Origin of the sequence: Streptomyces sp. NPDC091280 (assembly GCF_044768565.1) — a bacterium.
Lineage (GTDB): Bacteria > Actinomycetota > Actinomycetes > Streptomycetales > Streptomycetaceae > Streptomyces.
Genome location: NZ_JBIVUZ010000022.1, coordinates 107655 through 126594, shown reverse-complemented (window position 1 = coordinate 126594; position 18940 = coordinate 107655). Strand labels below are relative to the sequence as shown.

The 18940-nt window shown below is 67.7% G+C and carries 18 protein-coding genes; 4 read left to right on the top strand and 14 right to left on the bottom strand.

The annotated features are described in order from the left end of the window. Positions 1 to 45: 45 nt before the first annotated feature. The 4 genes from ACIQPR_RS45450 (at position 46) to ACIQPR_RS45435 (ending at position 8170) form a co-directional block, all read left to right on the top strand. Positions 46 to 5601, top strand: a complete 5556-nt coding sequence (locus ACIQPR_RS45450) for a hypothetical protein (protein WP_403662383.1) — start codon at positions 46 to 48, stop codon at positions 5599 to 5601. Positions 5602 to 5668: 67 nt separating this feature from the next. Continuing rightward, a complete protein-coding gene (locus ACIQPR_RS45445; protein WP_403662380.1) occupies positions 5669 to 7249 on the top strand; it encodes a hypothetical protein in 1581 nt (526 codons plus the stop codon). Positions 7250 to 7290: 41 nt separating this feature from the next. Further along, positions 7291 to 7656 (top strand): hypothetical protein, encoded by a 366-nt coding sequence (locus tag ACIQPR_RS45440; protein WP_403662377.1) that lies wholly within the window; start codon positions 7291 to 7293, stop codon positions 7654 to 7656. 133 nt (positions 7657 to 7789) lie between these two features. Further along, positions 7790 to 8170 carry an HU family DNA-binding protein gene (locus tag ACIQPR_RS45435; protein ID WP_403662374.1) on the top strand — a complete coding sequence of 127 codons (381 nt, stop codon included), beginning with the start codon at positions 7790 to 7792 and terminating at the stop codon, positions 8168 to 8170. A gap of 543 nt (positions 8171 to 8713) precedes the next feature. On the opposite strand, the gene ACIQPR_RS45430 is transcribed toward ACIQPR_RS45435, so the two are convergent. The 14 genes from ACIQPR_RS45430 to ACIQPR_RS45365 form a co-directional block, all read right to left on the bottom strand. Then, a complete protein-coding gene (locus ACIQPR_RS45430) occupies positions 8714 to 9559 on the bottom strand; it encodes a hypothetical protein (RefSeq protein WP_403662371.1) in 846 nt (281 codons plus the stop codon). A 372-nt stretch (positions 9560 to 9931) separates the two neighbouring features. Then, positions 9932 to 10441 (bottom strand): hypothetical protein, encoded by a 510-nt coding sequence (locus ACIQPR_RS45425; protein WP_403662368.1) that lies wholly within the window; start codon positions 10439 to 10441, stop codon positions 9932 to 9934. Further along, positions 10431 to 10799 (bottom strand): hypothetical protein, encoded by a 369-nt coding sequence (locus tag ACIQPR_RS45420; RefSeq protein WP_403662364.1) that lies wholly within the window; start codon positions 10797 to 10799, stop codon positions 10431 to 10433. The genes ACIQPR_RS45425 and ACIQPR_RS45420 overlap by 11 nt, the downstream gene beginning before the upstream one ends. A 174-nt stretch (positions 10800 to 10973) precedes the next feature. Next, the gene (locus tag ACIQPR_RS45415; protein WP_403662361.1) at positions 10974 to 11117 is read right to left on the bottom strand and encodes a hypothetical protein; all 144 of its coding nucleotides are present in this window, start codon (positions 11115 to 11117) and stop codon (positions 10974 to 10976) included. Between the two features lie 10 nt (positions 11118 to 11127). Then, positions 11128 to 13161, bottom strand: coding sequence for a hypothetical protein (locus ACIQPR_RS45410; protein WP_403662358.1), 2034 nt, complete (start codon positions 13159 to 13161; stop codon positions 11128 to 11130). A gap of 219 nt (positions 13162 to 13380) precedes the next feature. Continuing rightward, positions 13381 to 13800 (bottom strand): hypothetical protein, encoded by a 420-nt coding sequence (locus ACIQPR_RS45405; protein WP_403662354.1) that lies wholly within the window; start codon positions 13798 to 13800, stop codon positions 13381 to 13383. Between the two features lie 507 nt (positions 13801 to 14307). Beyond that, positions 14308 to 15096 (bottom strand): hypothetical protein, encoded by a 789-nt coding sequence (locus tag ACIQPR_RS45400; protein WP_403662351.1) that lies wholly within the window; start codon positions 15094 to 15096, stop codon positions 14308 to 14310. 316 nt (positions 15097 to 15412) lie between these two features. Continuing rightward, positions 15413 to 15721 carry a hypothetical protein gene (locus ACIQPR_RS45395; protein WP_403662348.1) on the bottom strand — a complete coding sequence of 103 codons (309 nt, stop codon included), beginning with the start codon at positions 15719 to 15721 and terminating at the stop codon, positions 15413 to 15415. Then, positions 15714 to 16397, bottom strand: coding sequence for a hypothetical protein (locus ACIQPR_RS45390; protein ID WP_403662345.1), 684 nt, complete (start codon positions 16395 to 16397; stop codon positions 15714 to 15716). The genes ACIQPR_RS45395 and ACIQPR_RS45390 overlap by 8 nt, the downstream gene beginning before the upstream one ends. 26 nt (positions 16398 to 16423) lie before the next feature. Continuing rightward, positions 16424 to 17473 carry a hypothetical protein gene (locus ACIQPR_RS45385; RefSeq protein ID WP_403662342.1) on the bottom strand — a complete coding sequence of 350 codons (1050 nt, stop codon included), beginning with the start codon at positions 17471 to 17473 and terminating at the stop codon, positions 16424 to 16426. Positions 17474 to 17716: 243 nt separating this feature from the next. After that, positions 17717 to 17941 carry a hypothetical protein gene (locus ACIQPR_RS45380; RefSeq protein ID WP_403662339.1) on the bottom strand — a complete coding sequence of 75 codons (225 nt, stop codon included), beginning with the start codon at positions 17939 to 17941 and terminating at the stop codon, positions 17717 to 17719. Beyond that, a complete protein-coding gene (locus ACIQPR_RS45375) occupies positions 17928 to 18380 on the bottom strand; it encodes a helix-turn-helix transcriptional regulator (RefSeq protein WP_403662336.1) in 453 nt (150 codons plus the stop codon). Before ACIQPR_RS45375 ends, ACIQPR_RS45380 begins: the two co-directional genes overlap by 14 nt. Before the next feature lies 1 nt (position 18381). Then, positions 18382 to 18585: a hypothetical protein gene (locus tag ACIQPR_RS45370; RefSeq protein WP_403662332.1), complete on the bottom strand. Its 204-nt coding sequence runs from the start codon at positions 18583 to 18585 to the stop codon at positions 18382 to 18384. Positions 18586 to 18708: 123 nt separating this feature from the next. Next, positions 18709 to 18831, bottom strand: coding sequence for a hypothetical protein (locus tag ACIQPR_RS45365; RefSeq protein ID WP_403662329.1), 123 nt, complete (start codon positions 18829 to 18831; stop codon positions 18709 to 18711). Positions 18832 to 18940 lie beyond the last annotated feature (109 nt).

Below are 18940 nucleotides of genomic sequence, written 5' to 3'. Positions count from 1 at the left end.
ATACACACTTATACAACCCGAGCATCCACAGGAAGCCGATTGGCCATGAAGAAGGCACACGGACTGCGCCGATACTTCTACGAGTACGTCTACTACAAGGCAGTCGAGCAGGCCAGGGAGCAGACCGGACAGGTCGTTCCGATCTCCCAGGCCAAGGCGATCCGCGCCCGGGTCGACGAGATCCTCGGCCAGCGGGGCGCCGCGCTGGCCGACCCGCGACTGGGCGTCACGGACTGCCTCTCCGCCATCGACCAGGCATTCGCGGAGAAGGTGTCCGACTACGAGCAGCAGTTCGGTGACCATTCCCCGCAGAACGAGCGCTACCAGCAGTCGCAGCGGGAGTTCACCCGTGCCACCGGCGTCGGTGCCCAGGCCGACCCGCAGTCGGCCCGGCTGCCGATCAGCCCCTACGACCCCGACTGGTCAGAACGCGCGACCGTGAAGCGCGCCGGGACCGCGCTGGTGTACCTGCCGGACGCGACGATCGGACGCGTGGCCGGCGGCGAGGTGGAGACCCTGGCCGACCCCCGGCGCGGGAACATGGTGCTCTGGCGCATCGACGACGAAGGCAAGCCGTTCGAGGCCGGCCGAGCGATGACGAACGATGACGCCGCTGGACTCACCGCGCTGATGGACAAGATGAGCCAGCAGGAGTACGACCAGGTCCGCGAGTGGGTCATCGACGGCGGCCGGGATCCCCAGACGAACCGTGTCGACCGCAACCGCTTCATGTCCCGGCGCGCCGTGGCCCGCTCGGCCGCACTGCTCGAAGAGCTGAAGGCCCAGGGCGTGTCCTACGAGGTGATGCGCGACCGCGAGCCCGGTCAGATCAAGGCGAAGATCGCCGGGACCGGCATGGAGATCCGTCTCACCGACACGCGTCAGGAGGAGTACGCCGGGGCCCGGATCTACGACAACGGCACCGTGCTGCGCTACTCGACGAACTACCGGGTCCCCGGTGGCATGGCGGTCTACTCCCCCTCGCCGGCGGAGGCCGTTCAGCTGCTGCGCTTCGCCCAGGGCCACCGCATCGAGCGCACGGATCTGCCGGGGCACGCCGCTGGCGGGACCGGCACAACGCACCAGCAGCGCGGCCGTGGCCGCACGCTGGTGGATGTGCCCGACAGCTACCACGTCGACCGCGAGTCGATGTTCGTGGTCGGCGACTACGTGGCCCCCGGCGAATCCGGTCCCCGGCCCGGGTCGAAGGTGATGCTGCGCCGGGACGCGAAGAACCGCTCCCTGCCGACCTTCTTCGTCGACGCCGAGCCCGCTGAGGCCTACGCGAAGGCCGCCGTCGAGAGCGCGCGGGAGAATCTGCAGGGAGCTCTTGGCGTCGAAGACCTGATCGCTCGCGCCGAGGCCGAGCTGGAACGAACGGGAGGAGACCTGGATGCGATCCAGCCGCCGGATTACTCGGCCGACTCCGAGGTCGCCGCGATCCAGCGCTCCTACTGGGACGTGCTCACCGGTGCGCACAGCGATCTGCTGCGCCCGGGCGCGACCGAGGAGATGTACCAGGAACGGCTGGAGGAGATCGGCGAGCTGCAGGCCGCGGAGGTGCCCGAGATGGGCAACCTCGTCTACGGCGGCACCGCCGTCGAGCAAGTCCGGCAGCACTCCGAGGACGTCCCCTTCGAGCTCATCGGGACCTGGGAGGCGGAGCCTCACGACGTCGACGGCGAGTGGGCCGATCAGCGCTTCAACCCGGACCGGGTGGCGCGGTACATGACCAGCCCCACCGGGCAGTGGTCGAACCTCGACAACCTCGCCTCGGCGCTGCGTCGTTGCGGGATCTCCCCCGACGAGATGATGGGCTCGACCTTCCAGACGACCCGGTTCAAGGACCGGCTCGTCCGCTTCGACGCCGAGCGTTCCATGCCGATCGCCGATCACGAATCTGCGTTCATGCGGCGCATCGAGGCCACCGTACGCGAGAGCATCGAGCGCAACGCGGCGACGGTCTCCGAGATCCTGGTCGACGAGCAGGGCGTCATCCGCTGGAGCGGCGAGAAGCTGCGCCGTGACGGCAAGGGGACTGCGATCTCGGGTGAGATCGGCCAGGTCTTCGACGTCGGCGAGTACGGCGAGATCACCACCGCCTTCGCCAGCGGGGAGAACGCTCTCATCGTGCCGGGCTACGAAGCCACGATCACCGCCCAGACTCCGGGCGAGGCTCCGACCTCGGTCGAGGAACGCACGCGCCTGCGCGGCTACGAGCAGATCATGCACGAGCGCATCCAGTACCAGATCGCCGGCGACCTCATCGCCGGACGCAGCCAGACCGGCGAGCCCTCCTCGCTCAACACGGTCTACTCGCAGCTGTACAGCACGAAGCACCCGATCGACTTCATCGAGCGCGCCACCACATACCAGCTCGACGAGTCCACCGGCGAGATCAAGGAGCACCTGGACGCGTGGACGGCCGCGATCCTGCAGACCGAGGCCCGCCGTGTGCGCTACTCCAACGAGATCAAAGCCGGGTCGACGATCTACGCCGAGTACCGGGCCCAGCGCGACCGGACCGACCCGGCTGACGACAACCGTTTCGACGCCTGGCGGCTCACCGGCGGGCGGAACATGACGGTGCTCACCGGCAAGGACCGCAACAACGTCGCTGCGCCCAGCGGCTACTTCGACCCGGTGATGACCGGAGGCGCGACCAACCAGGGCATCGTGCGGTACCTGACCACTCAGGCCCGGGTCGACACCGACGGCCGGATCGTGCCGGGCGACGAGAGTGTGGCCGGACAGCGTGCGCCGCTCATGGCTCTCCCCGAGCTCGAGACGCTGCGGTACGACCCGTTCGACCGCCAGCAGATGACAGCCTCGACGATCATGCAGTCTTCTGAGGTCACCGCGCCGGCGAAGACGGCGCTGATGACCTTCGGCGGCTGGACGGCCGATGACCCGATCGTGGTGTCGAAGGAGTTCGCCGAGCGCCACCGCATTCGCGGGGCCGGTGGCCGGGAGCGCGATCTCGTCGTGGGCGACAAGATCTCGGATCTGCACGGCAACAAGGGCGTGATCTCGCTGATCGTCGACCGGGACATGCCGCTGCAGGACGCGCAGGAGCAGGATGTCGTCGACGAGGTCAACTGGTTTAAGGCCAACCCGGGCCTGGACGTGGTGATGAGCCCGTTCAGCCTGATCTCCCGGCGCAACGCGGGCTCGGCGCGCGAGCTGATGAGCGGGAACGTCTCCGACCTGCGCTCCCCCAACGGAGAACTGCGGCCGAGTGCCCTGGGCGAGATGCGCTTCGTGGTCACCCACATGGCCGTCGACGAGAAGACGAAGATCTACGACGACGAGCAGCTGCGTGCCGGCAAGGGCCGCAAGGCCTCCTCACAGCTGGCCTGGGCACTGCAGTCTCAGGACTGCCCGGCGATCATGCGTGAGTTCTACGGCCACAACAGCGGGGCCGAGTCGAACCTGCGCGAGTACCTGCTGGTGACCGGCATGGACATGGAGGCTGACGGCACGCTGCGGGTGGTCGGCCACGCCGAGGGACTCGACGAGCGCCCCGAGCGCCGGTTCATCCCGATGCCCGAACTGCTGCGCACTCAGCCGCGCAAGGCGGGCCAGCTCCCGGGCCTGAACACTACGGCGATGCGCAAGTCCTTCGGCGATCTCATCGGCGACCGGGGCGGCGACATGGAGATCCCGTTCCCGCTCACGTATCCGACCGGTGAACAGACCGAGACGGTGAGCGCGAACTCGTGGAAGCTGCCGGTGATGTCCTCGCATCTGCGCAGTGGCCAGGAGTTCGAGGACGGGTCCTCCGTCATGCACGACCACACCCGCAGCTACCAGGACGTCTTCGTCGAAGCCTGCCGCTACCGCTACATGGCCGAGCAGCTGGACGGCCGGGGTCTGTCCGCGGAGAAGCGCGCCGAGGTACGTCGCGGCATGAGCGAGTCGCTCTCGCGCGCTCAGCGCGCCTTCGAGGCGATCACGACCGACGTGCAGAACCGGGTACTCACGGGCAAGAACAACATCTTCAAGTCCGGGCTGATGGCCTCGCGGCTGACCGACTCGGCGACGATGGTGTGGACCGCGGACCCGCGCCTGGACGTCGACCAGATTGCGCTCAGCTCGGTCAAGGCCGGGCAGCTGGGGCTGGCCGAAGGCGACCACGCGCTGGTGTGGCGTGACCCGGTGCTCCGTGACGCCGGCGTGCGTTACATGCGGGTAGCGATCGACGACCGGCTCACCGGTGCCGCGATCAATCCCGTGATGGACGCCTGCTTCGACGGCGACTTCGACGGCGACGCGGTCGCCGTGGTGAAGCTGCACAGCGAGGCCGCCAAGGGGGAAGCCCTGGAGAAGCTCTCGGTGCCGGCCAACTTGCTCGACACCGGCGTGGTCACGGGCGGCGGCTCGCACCCGCTGGCCATGCAGGTCTCGCTGGACACCAAGGTCGCGATCTCCAAGAACGCCGTACTGGCTGAGGAGTTGGAGAGTTCGCGCAGCGAGGCGAACCGCCTCCGGCTGCAGGCGCTCACGGGCGCAGAGGCGCCGGAGGACATCACGCTCGGCCAGCAGGTCGTGACGGAGGAGCTGAGCGGGCTGTACCGCCAGGCGCAGCGTGGCGAGTTCGGCGCGGCGCTGACGTTCTCGGACCTCAAGGCGCACCTGCGGAGCGTGCGCGAGGTGTGTGTCGAGACCGGTGCCAAGGGCAGTGAGAAGAAGCTCGCCGACTATGCCAGGAACCTGGGCGATGCGCGGGGTACGCCCGGCATCACGCAGGCCGACCAGGAAGCCTCGATGTTCGCCACGGCGATCAAGGCCCATGGCACCGGCCTGGGCGGATCGTTCAGTCAGCGCGCCGTGCGTGCGCTGCGCGGCGACGACCTCAAGGCCGTCCTGGAGGTCACCTACCCGGTGACTCAGTCGATCCTGCAGGCCAAGCACGACGCCGCGGAGGCCCGGCACAAGTACGCGATGCTCCAGGGTCCCGGCCGCGAGCTCTGGAGGGGCCGCAGCATCGAACACGTCGGCCCCGGTCAGTGGCGCACGGCGTTCCTCGACGGTGAGCCCGTCCAGGCCACGGCCGAGGAGTGGGAGAAGCAGTTCATCGAGTTCTACGAGTCCAAGGAGGGCTTCGGTGTCACGGTCAACCCGGCCTATGTGGCCCGTGTGGCCAGTGCGCTGGAGGACCCGAAGACTGGGCTCATCCGCAACCTCGAAGAGGACCCGTCGCTGGCCGGCACCGTGATGGACCGGATGGCCTACGGCGGTGGCTTCGAGGCGCTCGCGCAGGCGGCCAAGAACCGCGAGAGCGTCTACGACGGCGAGAAGAACGAGCAGTTCGCGTCCTCGGGGACCCGGAAGGCCCGGGCGGAGATGGACCGGCAGCTTGATCAGCTGGGCTCCGCCGAGGCGCAGGGTCTGGACAGCGCTGCGATCGCCGTCGATGACTCGGTGGTCAAGCGCGACGTGATTTCTCAGGACGCGGGGGCCTCCCGCACCCGCGGCTCGCACCGCCGCTCGGCGCATGCCGTGGGCCTGAGCGTGGGCGCGTCGCGCCCGGTCTACACGCCGAGTATCGAGATCGTTCAGCCGCAGGGCAACGGCGACGACCACGGGATGGGGTACTGAGATGGCTCAGTACAAGGAATTGGGAACGGGCCCTGCGGCCCGTCGGCGCGCGACCAAGGAGCTTCCGGTGATCGAGGAGCCGGGACCGGAGGACGGCGGCTCGCGTGCCTGGCGCGAGCGGGTCCGGGACCGCGCCCGCGGGTTCTTCGGCGCGAAGACCCGGGCGCGGATGGCCGACCGCGAGCGCGTGCACCGGATCGACGTCGACCGGGCCGAGGACGGGGCCGAGGGCCTGGACCAGCGCGAGCAGCTGCTCAGGCTCCGGGCGGAGATGCGGCTGGCCGGCGAGAAGTACATGGCCTCGCTGCGGGACTCGAAGCTGCTGGTGCCCGGCTTCAACGACGAGGAGCGGACGCAGGAGCTCGGCGTCATGCACCAGGTCTACATGCAGATGATGATGCAGTCGTGTCTCAAGCCGCTCGCGCGAGGGGTGAATGCCAACTCGGTCGTCCAGGCCGTCGGCATGGTGATGGCCATGCGGATGCTTGCCCCGGACTTCAAGAAGGAGATGGACAGCTACCTCCAGTCCTTCAAGGACAAGATCCAGGAGCGCATCGACATCAGGACCCGCGGCATGATCGCCTCCGCCGAGAGCGGCATCTCGCACCGGCAGAGGATCTTCAAGGATATGCCGAGCGACACCCGGCGCGAGCGCCTCATCGGCAGCACCGATCCGCGTGATCACCTGCCGAAGAAGTGGCGTAAGCGCTTCGACGCCATGCAGCGCCGCGAACGCGGTCACCGGGAGATGTTCACTCCGGACTCGGCGGCCATGACGGAGGTCGCGCTCTTGGAGAACGCCTTCTGGAAGATGCGTGAGCCGGGTGCGGATGCCGGCCTGATCCGCGACAGCTACCGGGCGATGCGTAAGCGGCTGCACGAGCAGTTGCGCGAAGACGGCCTAGCGCGCCAGGAGGTCGTCCAGCGCGCGCGGATGATCATCGGCGAGCGGATGGAGTACGAGCCCGAGTTGCGCACGATGTTCAACGGCGTGGCCCACGGCCGGATCGTCAAGGCGCCTGCGCACGAGGAGCGGATCGCGGGCTCGGACAGAGTACGCAGGGTCTGGAGCGGGGAGTTCGACGACCAGCTGGGCCAGCGTCTGCCCGAGGACGGGATGTTCACGCTGCGCCGGCCCATGGCCGCGGACGCCCATCAGGTCCAGCTCGCTGAGACGATGAAGACCTCGATGCTCGACGCGCTGGGCCGCGGCGACCAAGAGGGCTACGGGGGCAACATGCTCGGCTACCTGGTCGGCTTCGCGGCACAGAAACAGGGCCTGGACACCAGCGGGCTGCCCGACATGCTCCAGCGTCGCCTGGACCAGTCCGAGGTGATGATCGCGAGCATGGACATCGACGGTCTTTCGCCCGAGGAGCAGCAGCGGGTCTACTCCAACGCCTACGTCGACGCGTTGGAGGCGGTGAACGAGAAGTACCCGGAACTTGAGGCCGAGCTGAAGCGGAGCCTCGGGGAGAGCTGGCAGCAGACGCTGCAGACAGCGGTCGAGGACCCGGGCGGCTTCTTCGAGGAGCAGCGGCTCAAGCGGCGGTCGCGCCCTACAGGCCCGTCGCCCGAGCAGGAGGCCGGTCCGCAGAACGAGGGCCCGAACGCTGAGGCCGATGCCGAGGACTATCAGCCCGCCTGAGGGCGATCCGAGAACACGCACAAGGAGCAGGGGCAAGGGCCATGAGCCAGGACCAGAATGAGGGGCAGCAGATCAGGTTCGGATCGCGTTTCGCGCAGATGTTCGGCTATGTCACGCCGGAGGACCGGAGCCGATGGAAGCAGGCGCGGGCCCAGAACCAGCCGAAGGTCAGCGCGACCGAGCTGGCCACGAAGTCATTTCTGGGTTCGATGATGGAGTTCGGAGAGCGCAACATCGGCGCAAAGCTCGATGCGGCCCACCGTGTGGCGGCGCAGCGGCGGTTCGAGGAGTCCCATGACAAGGTCGTGAGCCAGCGCCGCGATCCGAACACGCGGAACATCATCGAGTCGGTCGACTACGAGCCCAGGGACGACCGGGAGGAGATCGAGCCGGATCTGGAACTCTAGCCGAATGGGACACCACAAGCAGAGTGGACGGCATTCGATAAGCGCACCTTCACTTCTCGACTCACGACTATCTTCGATAGACTGGTTTCTAAGCGAAATCGTGGCTTGAAGCACGACAAGACAGGGTGTGGGCATGGTGACGACGAATCGGCGCGTCAGTAAGCGCAAGTTCATCTCTCGGGTTGCGACTCGCAGCGGGTTGCCGGTCCGGACGGTGAGCAAGGTGTACGAGTCGTTGCTCGGCGAACTCACGGGCGCAGTCGGTTGTGGGGAGACGGTCGTGCTTACGAGCTTCGGCCGCTTCTATCGGCAGGATCACAAGGGCCACAAGGTGCGCTTCGGCAGGAGCGACATAGACGACTACGTGGTGCTGAAGTTCTCCGCGTCGAGCAGCTTCAACCGCCGACTCGGAGGCAACAGGAACGAGATTGCACCGGAGACCTACGGGGCGATCGAGGATGTCGACGAGCTCGAGAACGTCGTTGAGGATCATGAGCTGCGGGCCGCGCTGTAGGCGACGACGAGCCAGCGGAAAAGAGAACCCCCGTGATGCACAGGCATCACGGGGTTCTTTCGTGGTGGGACGAGCCCAGTTGAGCGGCTCAGTCGTCGGTCATAGCGAAGATCAGTACGAACACGACGACCGGGACGAAGAGCACGCCCGCTCCGGCGAGACGGCACTCCCACTCTGCCAGCCATTTGTTCCAGCCCTGAAGTGGTTCCTCACGCCCGGGACAGTGGCGACAGTGGCCGTGATCGAGACGAACAGGCTGACGCAGCTGGCGGCGAACTGTCAGCGGCTGAGCTGCAGGTGGACGATGAAGTCCTGGCTGCGGCTCTGACCGTCCAGGGTGCGAGCCGGGAAGACGGGCGCTGGAGCTGCTGCTCGACACGCACCGGATCCTGAGCGGTGCTGGCCGGCGCAGGTACCCTCCCCCGGTTGAGATACGGCACCTGCGCCTGCAGGTCCTGCTTCCCGTGGCGTCGTGAGCCTGAGCGCCTGGCGCTCATCGAGCTGACCGAGGTGCTCCAACGGGATTCGGCGGCCCGGCGGCCGTCACGCTGCGGAGAGTGCCCCCACCTCCTGCAGCAGCCAATCCAGGTCGACAACGCACTCGGGCGGGACCAATTCGTGCCGGCTCACGTGGCGGGCCGCGATATCGGCCAATCGCTGGGCCCGTGTTAGCCCCCGGTGGATCCAGCGCACCCGAAGGGCCAGCAGCTCGGCGTCTGAGAACGGTGCGGTCAGTCCGGCGAGCAGCGTGCCGTACCGCGCGGGCCGACCGGTCTTGATATACCGGCGCAGGTGAAAACGGGTGTCCCGCGCGTCGGTGTAGAACGCCTGCATGCTCTGCCAGGTCACCCGCCCGTAGGCATGGGCTGCAAGGACAGCCGCCAGTTCACCGTAGACGATCTCCGGCTCCTGCGGCACGAGCATCACCCGCGTACTGTCCTCGTCCACTCCCTCGCCGGATGCAAGAACGAATGCCACTGCCGCGCCGTCGTACTTCAGGGAGCGGCTCCAGTCTGCGACCCATCCCAGCTCGCCGATGTCCGCTGGCGTCGGCAGCCCTGGGCGGGAGGCGACCCCCATGGCAACCTGACGGATCGCGTCATCAAGCGAGAGGAACGCCCGTGCCGGCGTGCTCGCTGAGACCTCTCGGAACATGTCGCTCATCCCCCGCCGGTTCCTCACCTCAATGGAGGCGGAGCTCAGCCGGGCGAGGTGAGGGGCCACATAGGGGCGCAGCGAGGCTTCCAGCGCCGCCACGCTGCGCGCTTCGACGAGTGACCGAATCATTGCGGCCACGCTGAACGGCGCGATGATGAACAACTGATCGTCCGGCTCGACGGCGCTCAGTGCGACGCACAGGGCGGCTACCGCGCACTCGTCGACGTCCACGCCCTGCTCGCTGATCCGCAGGGGTGTGCGGCGACCGCTGCCTGAGTGTCCCCAGTCGTCGCCGACCGCCCGGTACCGCAGGCGCCGTGCGGCGACTCTCGGCGCGCCACTCGATTCCGAGCGCCACACCTTCACCACCTGGCGGACTGTGCCCCTGTCTCCCAGCCCGTAAGTATCTGAGAGCCGGCAGGACATCGGCAACGTTCCAGCCACTTGCTCCGCATCTCATCGGGCTGGGGAGTGATATGAGGGGCAACAGCCCGTGCCACCGGCTCGTAGTCGTAGCCCTTCCTCACCTCGCTCTCATTCACATGCCAGTCCGTCCATTCCACGAGGAGCCCTCAGTGATGAAAAGAATTGCCGACTACAGGGTCACCCTAAGAGGAGGTTGGGCTCATCTGCGGACGGAGAGTCGAAGCTGTTGACCGAGTGCTGGCGGGATCGCGAGGGATCCGTGGCCGACTCACGCTGTGCGGCCAGCTCGGCGAGCGTGATGCCCATGGGGCGGCCCAGGCGCTGACCGGCAACTCGGTACACCTTGCTGTCCTGCCGAGCGCCGATCGCCACGATCTCGCGGCGGGTGATCCCGTCGGAGCGGCTCGGGCGGATGTCCCGGGAGACGATCCGCAGCGGGGGTTTCGCGTGGGAGTCGGCTCCGACGTAGGTCGTGTCGCAGTCGGAGAGATCAGCGAAGCGCGGGTCGTAGTTGAGCGGTTTCGTCGGATGGCGAGGTCCGTTCAATCGGTGCAACATCACGATGGTCGCCTCCAGCAGGGCCCTCTCTTTCCCCTGCGGATGCTTGAGGACTCGCTGATTGAGTTGCTGGAGGTCAGCGCGAGCGCCGGGGCTCAGATAGACCTTGATGCGCAGGCTATTCTCCATCGTCGAGCACCTTGCGGATCATGGCCTGCGCAGGCCCTCCGAGTTCGTCACCGAGGTCTTCGAGGGTCATGCCAGGATCGCTAGAAGCATCCGAGGCCTGGATACGACGAGAAAGCTCGGTTCGGAAGGCGTTCTCCTCGTGCGCGTGGTCGTACTTCATGAGGCGCACAAGGGCGGCAAAGGGGATGACGGCAGCTTCAGGCTTGTTGTCGTCGCCGAAAATCAGTGGAGTGATCTGGCCGCGGCGGTAGAGGTTCAGCATCGTGCGGAGGTCCTCGCACTTGAGCTGGTTCGTCGGAACGACGTTGACTGAGAACTTCGGGAGCTCGGTGTCGGGAGCGTGGTTGTCGTGAGTCATAGCTTTAGCCTAATCGCTGGAGAATGGCTTGTCATCGAATCGAATAAGGAGATACTCGTCAAGTCGATAAGTGCAGGAATGGCCTATCGCTGCCGCTCTGAGAGACGGGGCGGGTAAGAGAAAGGAGAGACCCGTGCGCCAGCCCCGCACGGTGCGAAGCAGGGCCACGGGCCCTCACGGATGGACCGTCGCGACTTCAGACTTTCCCTCGTCGGTGATGTCGACGGTGCGGTCAGCGCCCTTGTCGGGGCGCAGCAGCGCGAGGGTGCCAAGCGCCGCGGGCAGAACCTCGTCATCCAGTTCGGCAGTCCCGGCCAAGGAGTAGGGGTCAGGGACGGGTGGCCTGTTCGTCGCGGACGGCGATGGGCAGCATGGCGGCGGCCTGCGATCGGTAGTCCTCCAGGGCGTGGACATATGTCCCGGCCGCGGTGATCCAGCCGTACCGGGCGGAGTGCAGGCGGCCGGCCCGGAACGTGTAGCCGATCAGACGGCCGTGCTCGGTCCGCTCGGCCTGGAACGCCTCTGCGTGCGGGTACGTACCGGCCACCCGGGCCCGGGCCTGGCCCTCGGTCATCTCTCCCTGCTGCGGGCGGTCGCACAGGCCACACAGGCGGGTGTTGGGCACGCCGTCGACCGCCTCGTCCACCTCCATGACCACGTACACCCTGCACTTCTGGCACGGCACGTCCACGCGGCGCATTCGCCGCCGGTACTCCAGCCGGTCCTCCAGGGCGAAGCGGAGCGGCCCGGCGCTGACGCCGTCCAAGACCAGCCATACGTGGGCGTTGGTGGTCTTGTCCACCTGGAGGCCCTTGACCTCCATCGCCCGGCCATCGACCACCACCAGGTCTCCGTCCTTGGCGTGGCAGGCCAGGCCCCGGGAACGTGGTGGGTTGTTGAAGACGGACGTGGTGTCGCACATGGTCAACTCCTCGCGGCTGCCGCGGGCGGGGTGGCAGTTCCCCGGGCACACCCCCAAGACGCCCTGCTGGCGCTCGTGCTGGGCGAGCTTGCCGGAGGACAGCAGGGGCGCGGCGTGGTCGTCGTAGCCGCACAGGCCGGTGGGGCCGTTGTAGTCTGCCGGGCCGTGGAAGGGCAGCTCCAGGCGGCGGCGCACCTCGGCGGCGGCGGGCTGGGTCACACGACTGTCCGTGCCCTCGTACGCCTCGGCGCGTAAGACGGCGCGGTATCCCTGGGCCTTCCATTCCTGGTCGACCTGCTCGGCGACCTCCATCACCTGGGTAACCGGTACGCCCAGTTCGCCAGCGATCGAGGCGACCTCCACAGGCCACGCCTGGGCCACGGCGTCCTTGGCGGCCTCCAGTCCGTGATGGAACCCGGCCTTGCCGTCGGGGCGCTCAGCGTAGGGGGCCCAGGCGGCGTAGCGGCCGCGGCGCATGCGGGCGCCCTCATCGTGGACGGTGCGGAGAAAGGTACCGCCTCGTACGACGGCCCAGCGAGCGGCGCCGTCCGGCTCCAGGCGCACGGTGTCCGGGTCCAGGGCGGCGGCCATGCGCTCCAGAACCTCGGTGGATTCGGCGCTCACCACGGCGATGTGCTCAGCCATGGGGGCGTCGTCCAAGCCGGTGCGGCGGGCGAGGCGGGTGGCCTGGTCAGCCTGCCCCCGGTACTCGCTGCCGTCGCCCTGGCCGATGATGTTGCGGACGGACACCCAGTGGTAGCGGGCGCGGGCGCCGTGGCCCGTGCGGAACGTCCAGGCGATACGCTCGCCGTTCGCCAGGTCGACCGGCTGGAAGGCGTGGGCGGTGGCGCGGCTGGCCAGGACGAGCATCCGGGCAGCGACCTCGGTCACCAGCACCTGTCGGCGCGCCTGGTCGTCCTGGTCGGCGCGGTGAAGGACGTGGGGGGCAACCAGGTCGACGGCGTCGTCGCCCCAGCGAACGGCCTGGTAGGCGCAGACGTTCGGTAGTCCGCTCTCGGCCATGCCGAACGTAACGCCAGCGCGCTCGGTGTCTCTGGCCCGCATGACCACCCGAGTGCCGTCCGCGTAGTAGGTCAACTCCGGGTCGAACATAGTCGAGGCCGTGACAATATCGACATCCAAGGGGCACACGCGCCGCTCGATGTCGGCGCCCCGGCTGTCCCCTGCCAGGGCGGCCGGGACCTGCTCCGGAGCGTCGGCGGCGGAGGACTCGGTCCTGGCCAACGGGTTGGTTGCCAAGATCTCCACAACGCGCTTGCAGAGGCCGCATGCCTTGCGGTTGGCGGCCTCCTCGGCAGTCAGCTCCCGGGATACTGGCCGACCGCAGCCAATGGTGTGAGAGTGGAGCGCGCTCTTAAGGACGTAGTGCACGGCCTTGCCATTGCCGACCTGGGCTGGGCCGGTGGTGATCTCGGACATGGCGCGGTCCTCCTGGTGGGTCGTGAGAGCAAAGGGGTACAGAACGTGCATGGTTCGTGTGGTGCCCAGGCCAGAAGCGCGCGGCGGCGAGGCATCCCTAGGGCGACGTCCGGGGCCGTGTGGGCGGGCTCGAACGTCGTTCAGTGGCCCTCGAATTGGCCACTTCTTCCGACCTGAGCGGGGATTCGCGCCCTCACCAACGCGTATGGCGGCTGCGGGTCAGAGCGGGGCTCCGGTGGTCTCGCGCCACTCGGGCTCCTCACCGTTCTCGAAGGGTGTGATCGAGCCCTTCGTGCCGGCATCACCATCCTGGTAGTGCAGCTCACCGTCGACGTCGTGGGTCTCGCCCACCCATGCGGACAGCGCCATGAGGCGGCTGTTGATCGCGTAGGAGTAGGTTTCAGGGGCATCCACTCGCAAGTATTTGATGGACTTCGGGCGGCCCTGGTCATCGGTTCCACTGTCGGTGTCGGGCACGAGCACCCACTCCTCTTGCTTGACCAACTCCGTCAGCTCGCACTCGCCGATGCCGTGGGGGGCAACGTGGAAGTCGCCTCTCTCGGTCAGCTCCCACAACTGCGCGAGCGGAACAGGCGGGGACAGCTTGATGATTCCTTCGACGCTGTAGTCAATTGCCATGGTGTTCATCCTTGATGAGGGGCGCCGGGCCAGACGCTCGTCCGAGCCCGTCCGCCGGTCTGGTGCGGGGCTCCTGGTAGCCAGCGATCAGCGCCCGGACCTTCTGGACCATCCGCCAGCAGCACTCGGCGAGCCCAGACAACGCCGTGTGCACGCTGGCGATGTTCCGGTCGGCCGCGAGCATCCGCAGGTGCAGTAGGGGCACCGGTCCGCTCAGGGGCTGCGGTGCGGCGGCGAGTACCTCGTCTAGCGGGACGGCCGTGATACGGCCAGCCGTCAATGGGTTTGTCACACCAACGTCCCGCCCCGGCGGGGACCGGCATGTCGCGCATCAAGTACGAGGTCAGGGAGTGACTTCGGCGACCAGGACGGTCGTGCTGTAGATCCTGTCGTACGCCTCAGCAGGCAACTTCGCACGGCCGGACTCGACGGCGAGGTCGACGAGAGGCGCACAACCTCATCCAGCGAGCCGTCGCCGAGGTCGGTGTACAGATCATTCCGGTCCTGCTAGATGTGGGGCTGCCCGCCGCAGAGGGTGTGGAGTCCTGCTCGGGTGAGAGCCCACGTGTAGACCTTGTCCTCGTTGCGGCGATCGATAGGGCGGGCGCTGATGCCTGTGGCGTACCCCCGGCAGATCAGCCCGCAGTCGTGCAGGACGCGTGCAGAGTAGTTGTGGATGTGGAGGTAGCCGGCTGTATGGGCGCCGCGTTGCCCTAAGACGACTTTGCCGGGGTTGTCGTGGATGAGCTGAAGCACTTCGCGCTGTTTGACGGTGATCACGGGTGTTTTGCCGCTGTCGCTGTCGCCGGTGACCCAGCCGGTGAGGGAGTACGGGAGGCTGGGGCTGACCGTGTGATTGGTTGGATCGGCCGGTACGTAGAGGACCGTGGCGATGGCCCTGTAGATGTCGTTCCAGTCGCCGATGCAGGCGGCGCAGGTGGCGCGGCGGGGGTCACGGACAGTGATGCCCGGGGTGTCGCAGCGAGTGGTGTCATGTACGTGGTCGGCGCAGACGGCGCCCGACTCCGGGATGACGTCGCCGGGTTCGAGGTGAACAGGCAGATGAAATAGCTCGGTCGGCGGCGGCGAGGCAGCGCGGACGACGGCGGTGAGCTGTTCGAGGCGGCTGAGTAGTTCCTGCTGCGTGCCGTGCAGGGCAACGCCGTTGCTGTGGTCCCACAGGGCGACGGCCATTTCACCGTCGCGGACAAGTTCGCCATCGATGCTGGTACCGGGGTAGAGGAGGTCGACGGGCCAACCGCCGGAGGCACGAACACTTTCGAGACGGTTGGACATGACGGGCGTTCTCCCTAAATGCGGTCGGATGCCAGGCCTCAAGCCCCCCGCCGTAGCAGAACGGGCGGGAGGCCAAGGCTGGCGATGGGGCACTTTCCCAGCCGTGCAGAGATGGCGCGATCGGCTATGCACGCGTCTGCAGCCATGAACGAGCCCGGTGCGGCGGTGATGCAGCTTCGCGGATTTGGCTCTGTCTGCAGCTCCGCCAATCCCCAGGTCAGCAAGGGGTACCTGCGTGCAGCTCAGGCCGTGTACGGCGGCCCGGTGATCGTGAGCGCGTTCATGGCCGGTGTCCCTCCCTGTCGAGGTTCGTGTTTCAGTCGGCCCCCGGAGCAGAGCCGGGGAACTTGCGCACGACGGAGATCAGAAGCGGCAATTGGGTGCCAAACGGGTTGGCTGCGTGCCGTGTTCCGAACGGATAGGCCTTGCAAAAGAGAGCAACAGCGTCCTCCGGCAGGGTTCCGGACTCGCCGCACTTGGAGCACGCCCAGGTCCAGCCGACGACGGGCGCGTGGACGATCTGGCCGTCCTGGATGATCCAGTCGGAGCGGTCGGCCAGGCTGCGCTCGTCGGAGGCGACGAGATCGCCGTCGAACAGTTCGTCAGGCGCGGTGAGTTCAGGCATCGGTGGACTCCTCTCGGCTGGTAGTGGGCCCCGGCAGCGCCGGGGCATCGAATGACGAGGTTTCGATGGAGGGCTCGGCACCTGTCAGCCGGACAACCTCCAGGACGTGGGCCTCGATGTCGGCGCGGGCCTGGGCAACGACCTGCTCACCGGCCTCCACGAGCGAGTCGACGGTGAACTGGGCGTTGCTGCCTGCGCTGGCGACGGCGTGCTCCAGTGCGTTGAGCGCTTCCTTGGTGGCCCTCACGCCCTTCTTCTCGTGGATCGCCTCGTGCAGCGCCGCGGTGGCGGCTCTGACTTCGGCGTACATCCGGTCGGTGACCTCGCGGACCTCCCGCAGGCTTTCGGCCGTACGAGGCTGATGAGGGATCTCGGGTACGAAGGCGTTGTGCTCGGTACGCCGAATGGTCACCGGCACGCCGCTGCCGAGCCCCATGGAGGACACGAGCGAGCCCCACTGCGCGAGGCTCATCTCGATCTCCACGAGCTCTCGGCCCGGATGGACCCAGTCGTGGCTGAGGTCGCGCCTGCGCGTGGCCTCGTGGACGGAGATCGCGATGGTCTCGTTGTGAAGCAGGTCGGACTGGAACAGCGAACGACCTCCGCCGCTCCTCCGCGTCACGACCGCGACGCCGAAGGCGGGGTGGACCTCATCGCCCTGCGCTGCGTCAATCACGGGGGCCTGGACAGGACGGCGGCTCATCACTGCACCGCCTCGGTCGTCGGGTGGCTGCTCCGCCGTCGCGGACGGCCGAGGGCGCGGAAGCCGCGTACCAGGAAGCCGAAGACGCGGCTGCTGAGCTGTATGGACTCCGGTAGGGCAGCCTGCTGGGCCTGGTACTCGTGGTAGCGCCGCACGGCCAGGTCGATGCAGTAGCAGGTGAACAGGAAGTGGATGTCGTAGTCGCGCAGGTCCCACTCCCAGGTGTCGGCGCCGAAGATCTCGCTCTGGTCCTGGAGCCACTTGTGTGCCTCGGACTCGCTGTCGGCGTGCCATTTCGCGTCGTCGAGGATCTCCTGCCGACGCTCCGCCGGTGACTGCTGATCTATGTCGGTGTCTCCGAGCTCGTGCCAGTCGTGATCCTTTATCAGGCGGTTGTGCTGCTCGTCGGAGAGGCCGTCAGTGCTCCAGAGCGCCTGGGAGGCGGTATGGGCAGCCTCGCGATCCAGCTGGACCAGGGGGCCGTTTGTGTAGCCGCTCCGCGACTCGGCGTTCGTGAGCGTTGCGCGGGCGCGCCAGTGCACCTCGAGAAGGGTCTGGGAGTCAGTCTCGTCGAGGCTTCGCATGGCATGGAGCGCCTTCAGCAGCGCGAGCTTCTTCTCGCGGAACTCCTGCGCCTCGCTGCCGAGCTCTTCGTGCTGCTCCAGGTGCTCGCGCACCAACTGCAGGAACACGTCGGCGTCGTACTTTTTCACCTCGTACGAACGGCCGCCGCAGAGCTTCTCGGCCCAGTAGCGCACGTCGATGCTCGGTGCGCCGTCGGAGTAGTAGCTCCGCTGGCTGTCGCTGCGCGCGAAGAACTGGATCATTTCGGGCTCGCGCGTGAACATGTAGCCGTCGGCGATGTCGCCGGAGGTGGCCAGGTGCCCCGGCCAGGTGGTGATGTCCCAGGACCACATGCGCGTGCCGGGCTTCTGGATCCTCAGATGGCGGTAGAGACCGTCATCGTGGAGCACCACGAGCTGGTGCTCCACGGTTTCGCGCAGGAAGTCCGCGTGGGCGTGGGCGTAGGGGTTGGTCGGCTTGGTCATGATGAGTGTGCTGCGCTTTCTCTGACGTGCGGTGGGATGTTGTGGCGGAGGCGGCGAGCACGACGGCATGACGAAGCCGGGGCCTCCGTGGAACGGAGACCCCGGCTTGTCGTACGGGGCTCAGCTGACCAGCACGCTCTGCTTCTCCTGGGCCGGGAGCGTGGCGAAGACGGCGTCGGCCACTTCATTTGCGGGGGTGTCGAGCGGCATCTCGCGCTTGTTCCCGTGGCCCCAGGAGAAGTCCTAGAACTCCGCGGTGTCGGTGGGCGTGGTCGCCTCGATGAGATACGAGCCGTCCGGGAGCCAGACGTTCACGGTGGCGCTGTGAAACGGGAAGAAGCTGCACCATGTCCGCCAGCGCAGGGGCTGGGTACTCGTCGCCGCGCCGCCGGATTTCGACGAGGTGGACCGGGCGGCCGGTGCTGTCTGCGGGCGCCAGGTGCGGGAGAGGGCGTCAACGGTCGTCATCCAGGGGCTCCAGGACGCCTGCCGCCGTGATGTCGCCCCGGATCAGCAGGAGGGCGACAGCGTGGGCCCGGTCGTTCGCACCGGTCTTCTTGTAGATGCGCCGCAGGTGGGTCTTGATCGTGTCCTCGGCGAGGCACAGGTCCGCGCCGGTCTCCGCGTTGGACATGCCGCGCGCCACGCGGACGATGACCTGCTTCTCGCGGCCGGTGAGCGAGTGCGTCAGCGAGGGCGGGAGCATCCCCTGGTCGCGCAAGTGGCCGAGCCTGCCCCGGTGGAACGCCGCCTCCAGGTGGGGCATGACGGCCCGCAGGTAGGTGGCGACCACGTTGCGCGGCGACAGCCAGGCCGCCCGAGTCTTCTCTGTGGCGTCAGTCAGGTCGTGAGTCAGTTCCTCGCGCCAGGTCGGGGGGCGTGTCTCGGTGGGTTGGGCTAAGGACATGTCAGCGCTCCTTGCGCTTACGGATTTTCGAGAATTGCTGGCCGCGCGTGAACATCGGGTCGGCCAGGGCTTGGGCCGCCTCGGGGCAGCAGTTGGGACACGGGCGCGTCGTCTGACGCGTGACGGGCTGGCCGTCCCGGGTACGGGGTCTGCCGTCGGCGCCCCGCTCGAGCTCCTGCTCGTCGGTGTCGATCCAGCCCGCCACGCACGAGGCTCGTACGTGCACCTGACTCGGCCCACGGCCACGCGACCCGGCCAGCCGAAGTGGTGCTCTGCGGGCGGCGGGGCCGCTTGAGGCCGGGGCCATGGACGTAGTCGGGGACGTCGCTCACCACAGCACCTCGTCCACTCCGCAGTCGTTGGCCGAAGTGCCGGAGTCGTCGACCATCCGCGGCTGCCGCTCGAACGCCGGCGGCCCTTCCAGCTCCCTCCACAAGGTGCGAAGCAGCACGGGCTTGCCCGCCTCGGCGAGGGCCTTGAGGGCGCGGGTGATGCGCGGCTCGAAGCACGCAATGCCTTCGGCTTCAGGAACCGAGCCAACCAGCGCCTGCGCTCACGCG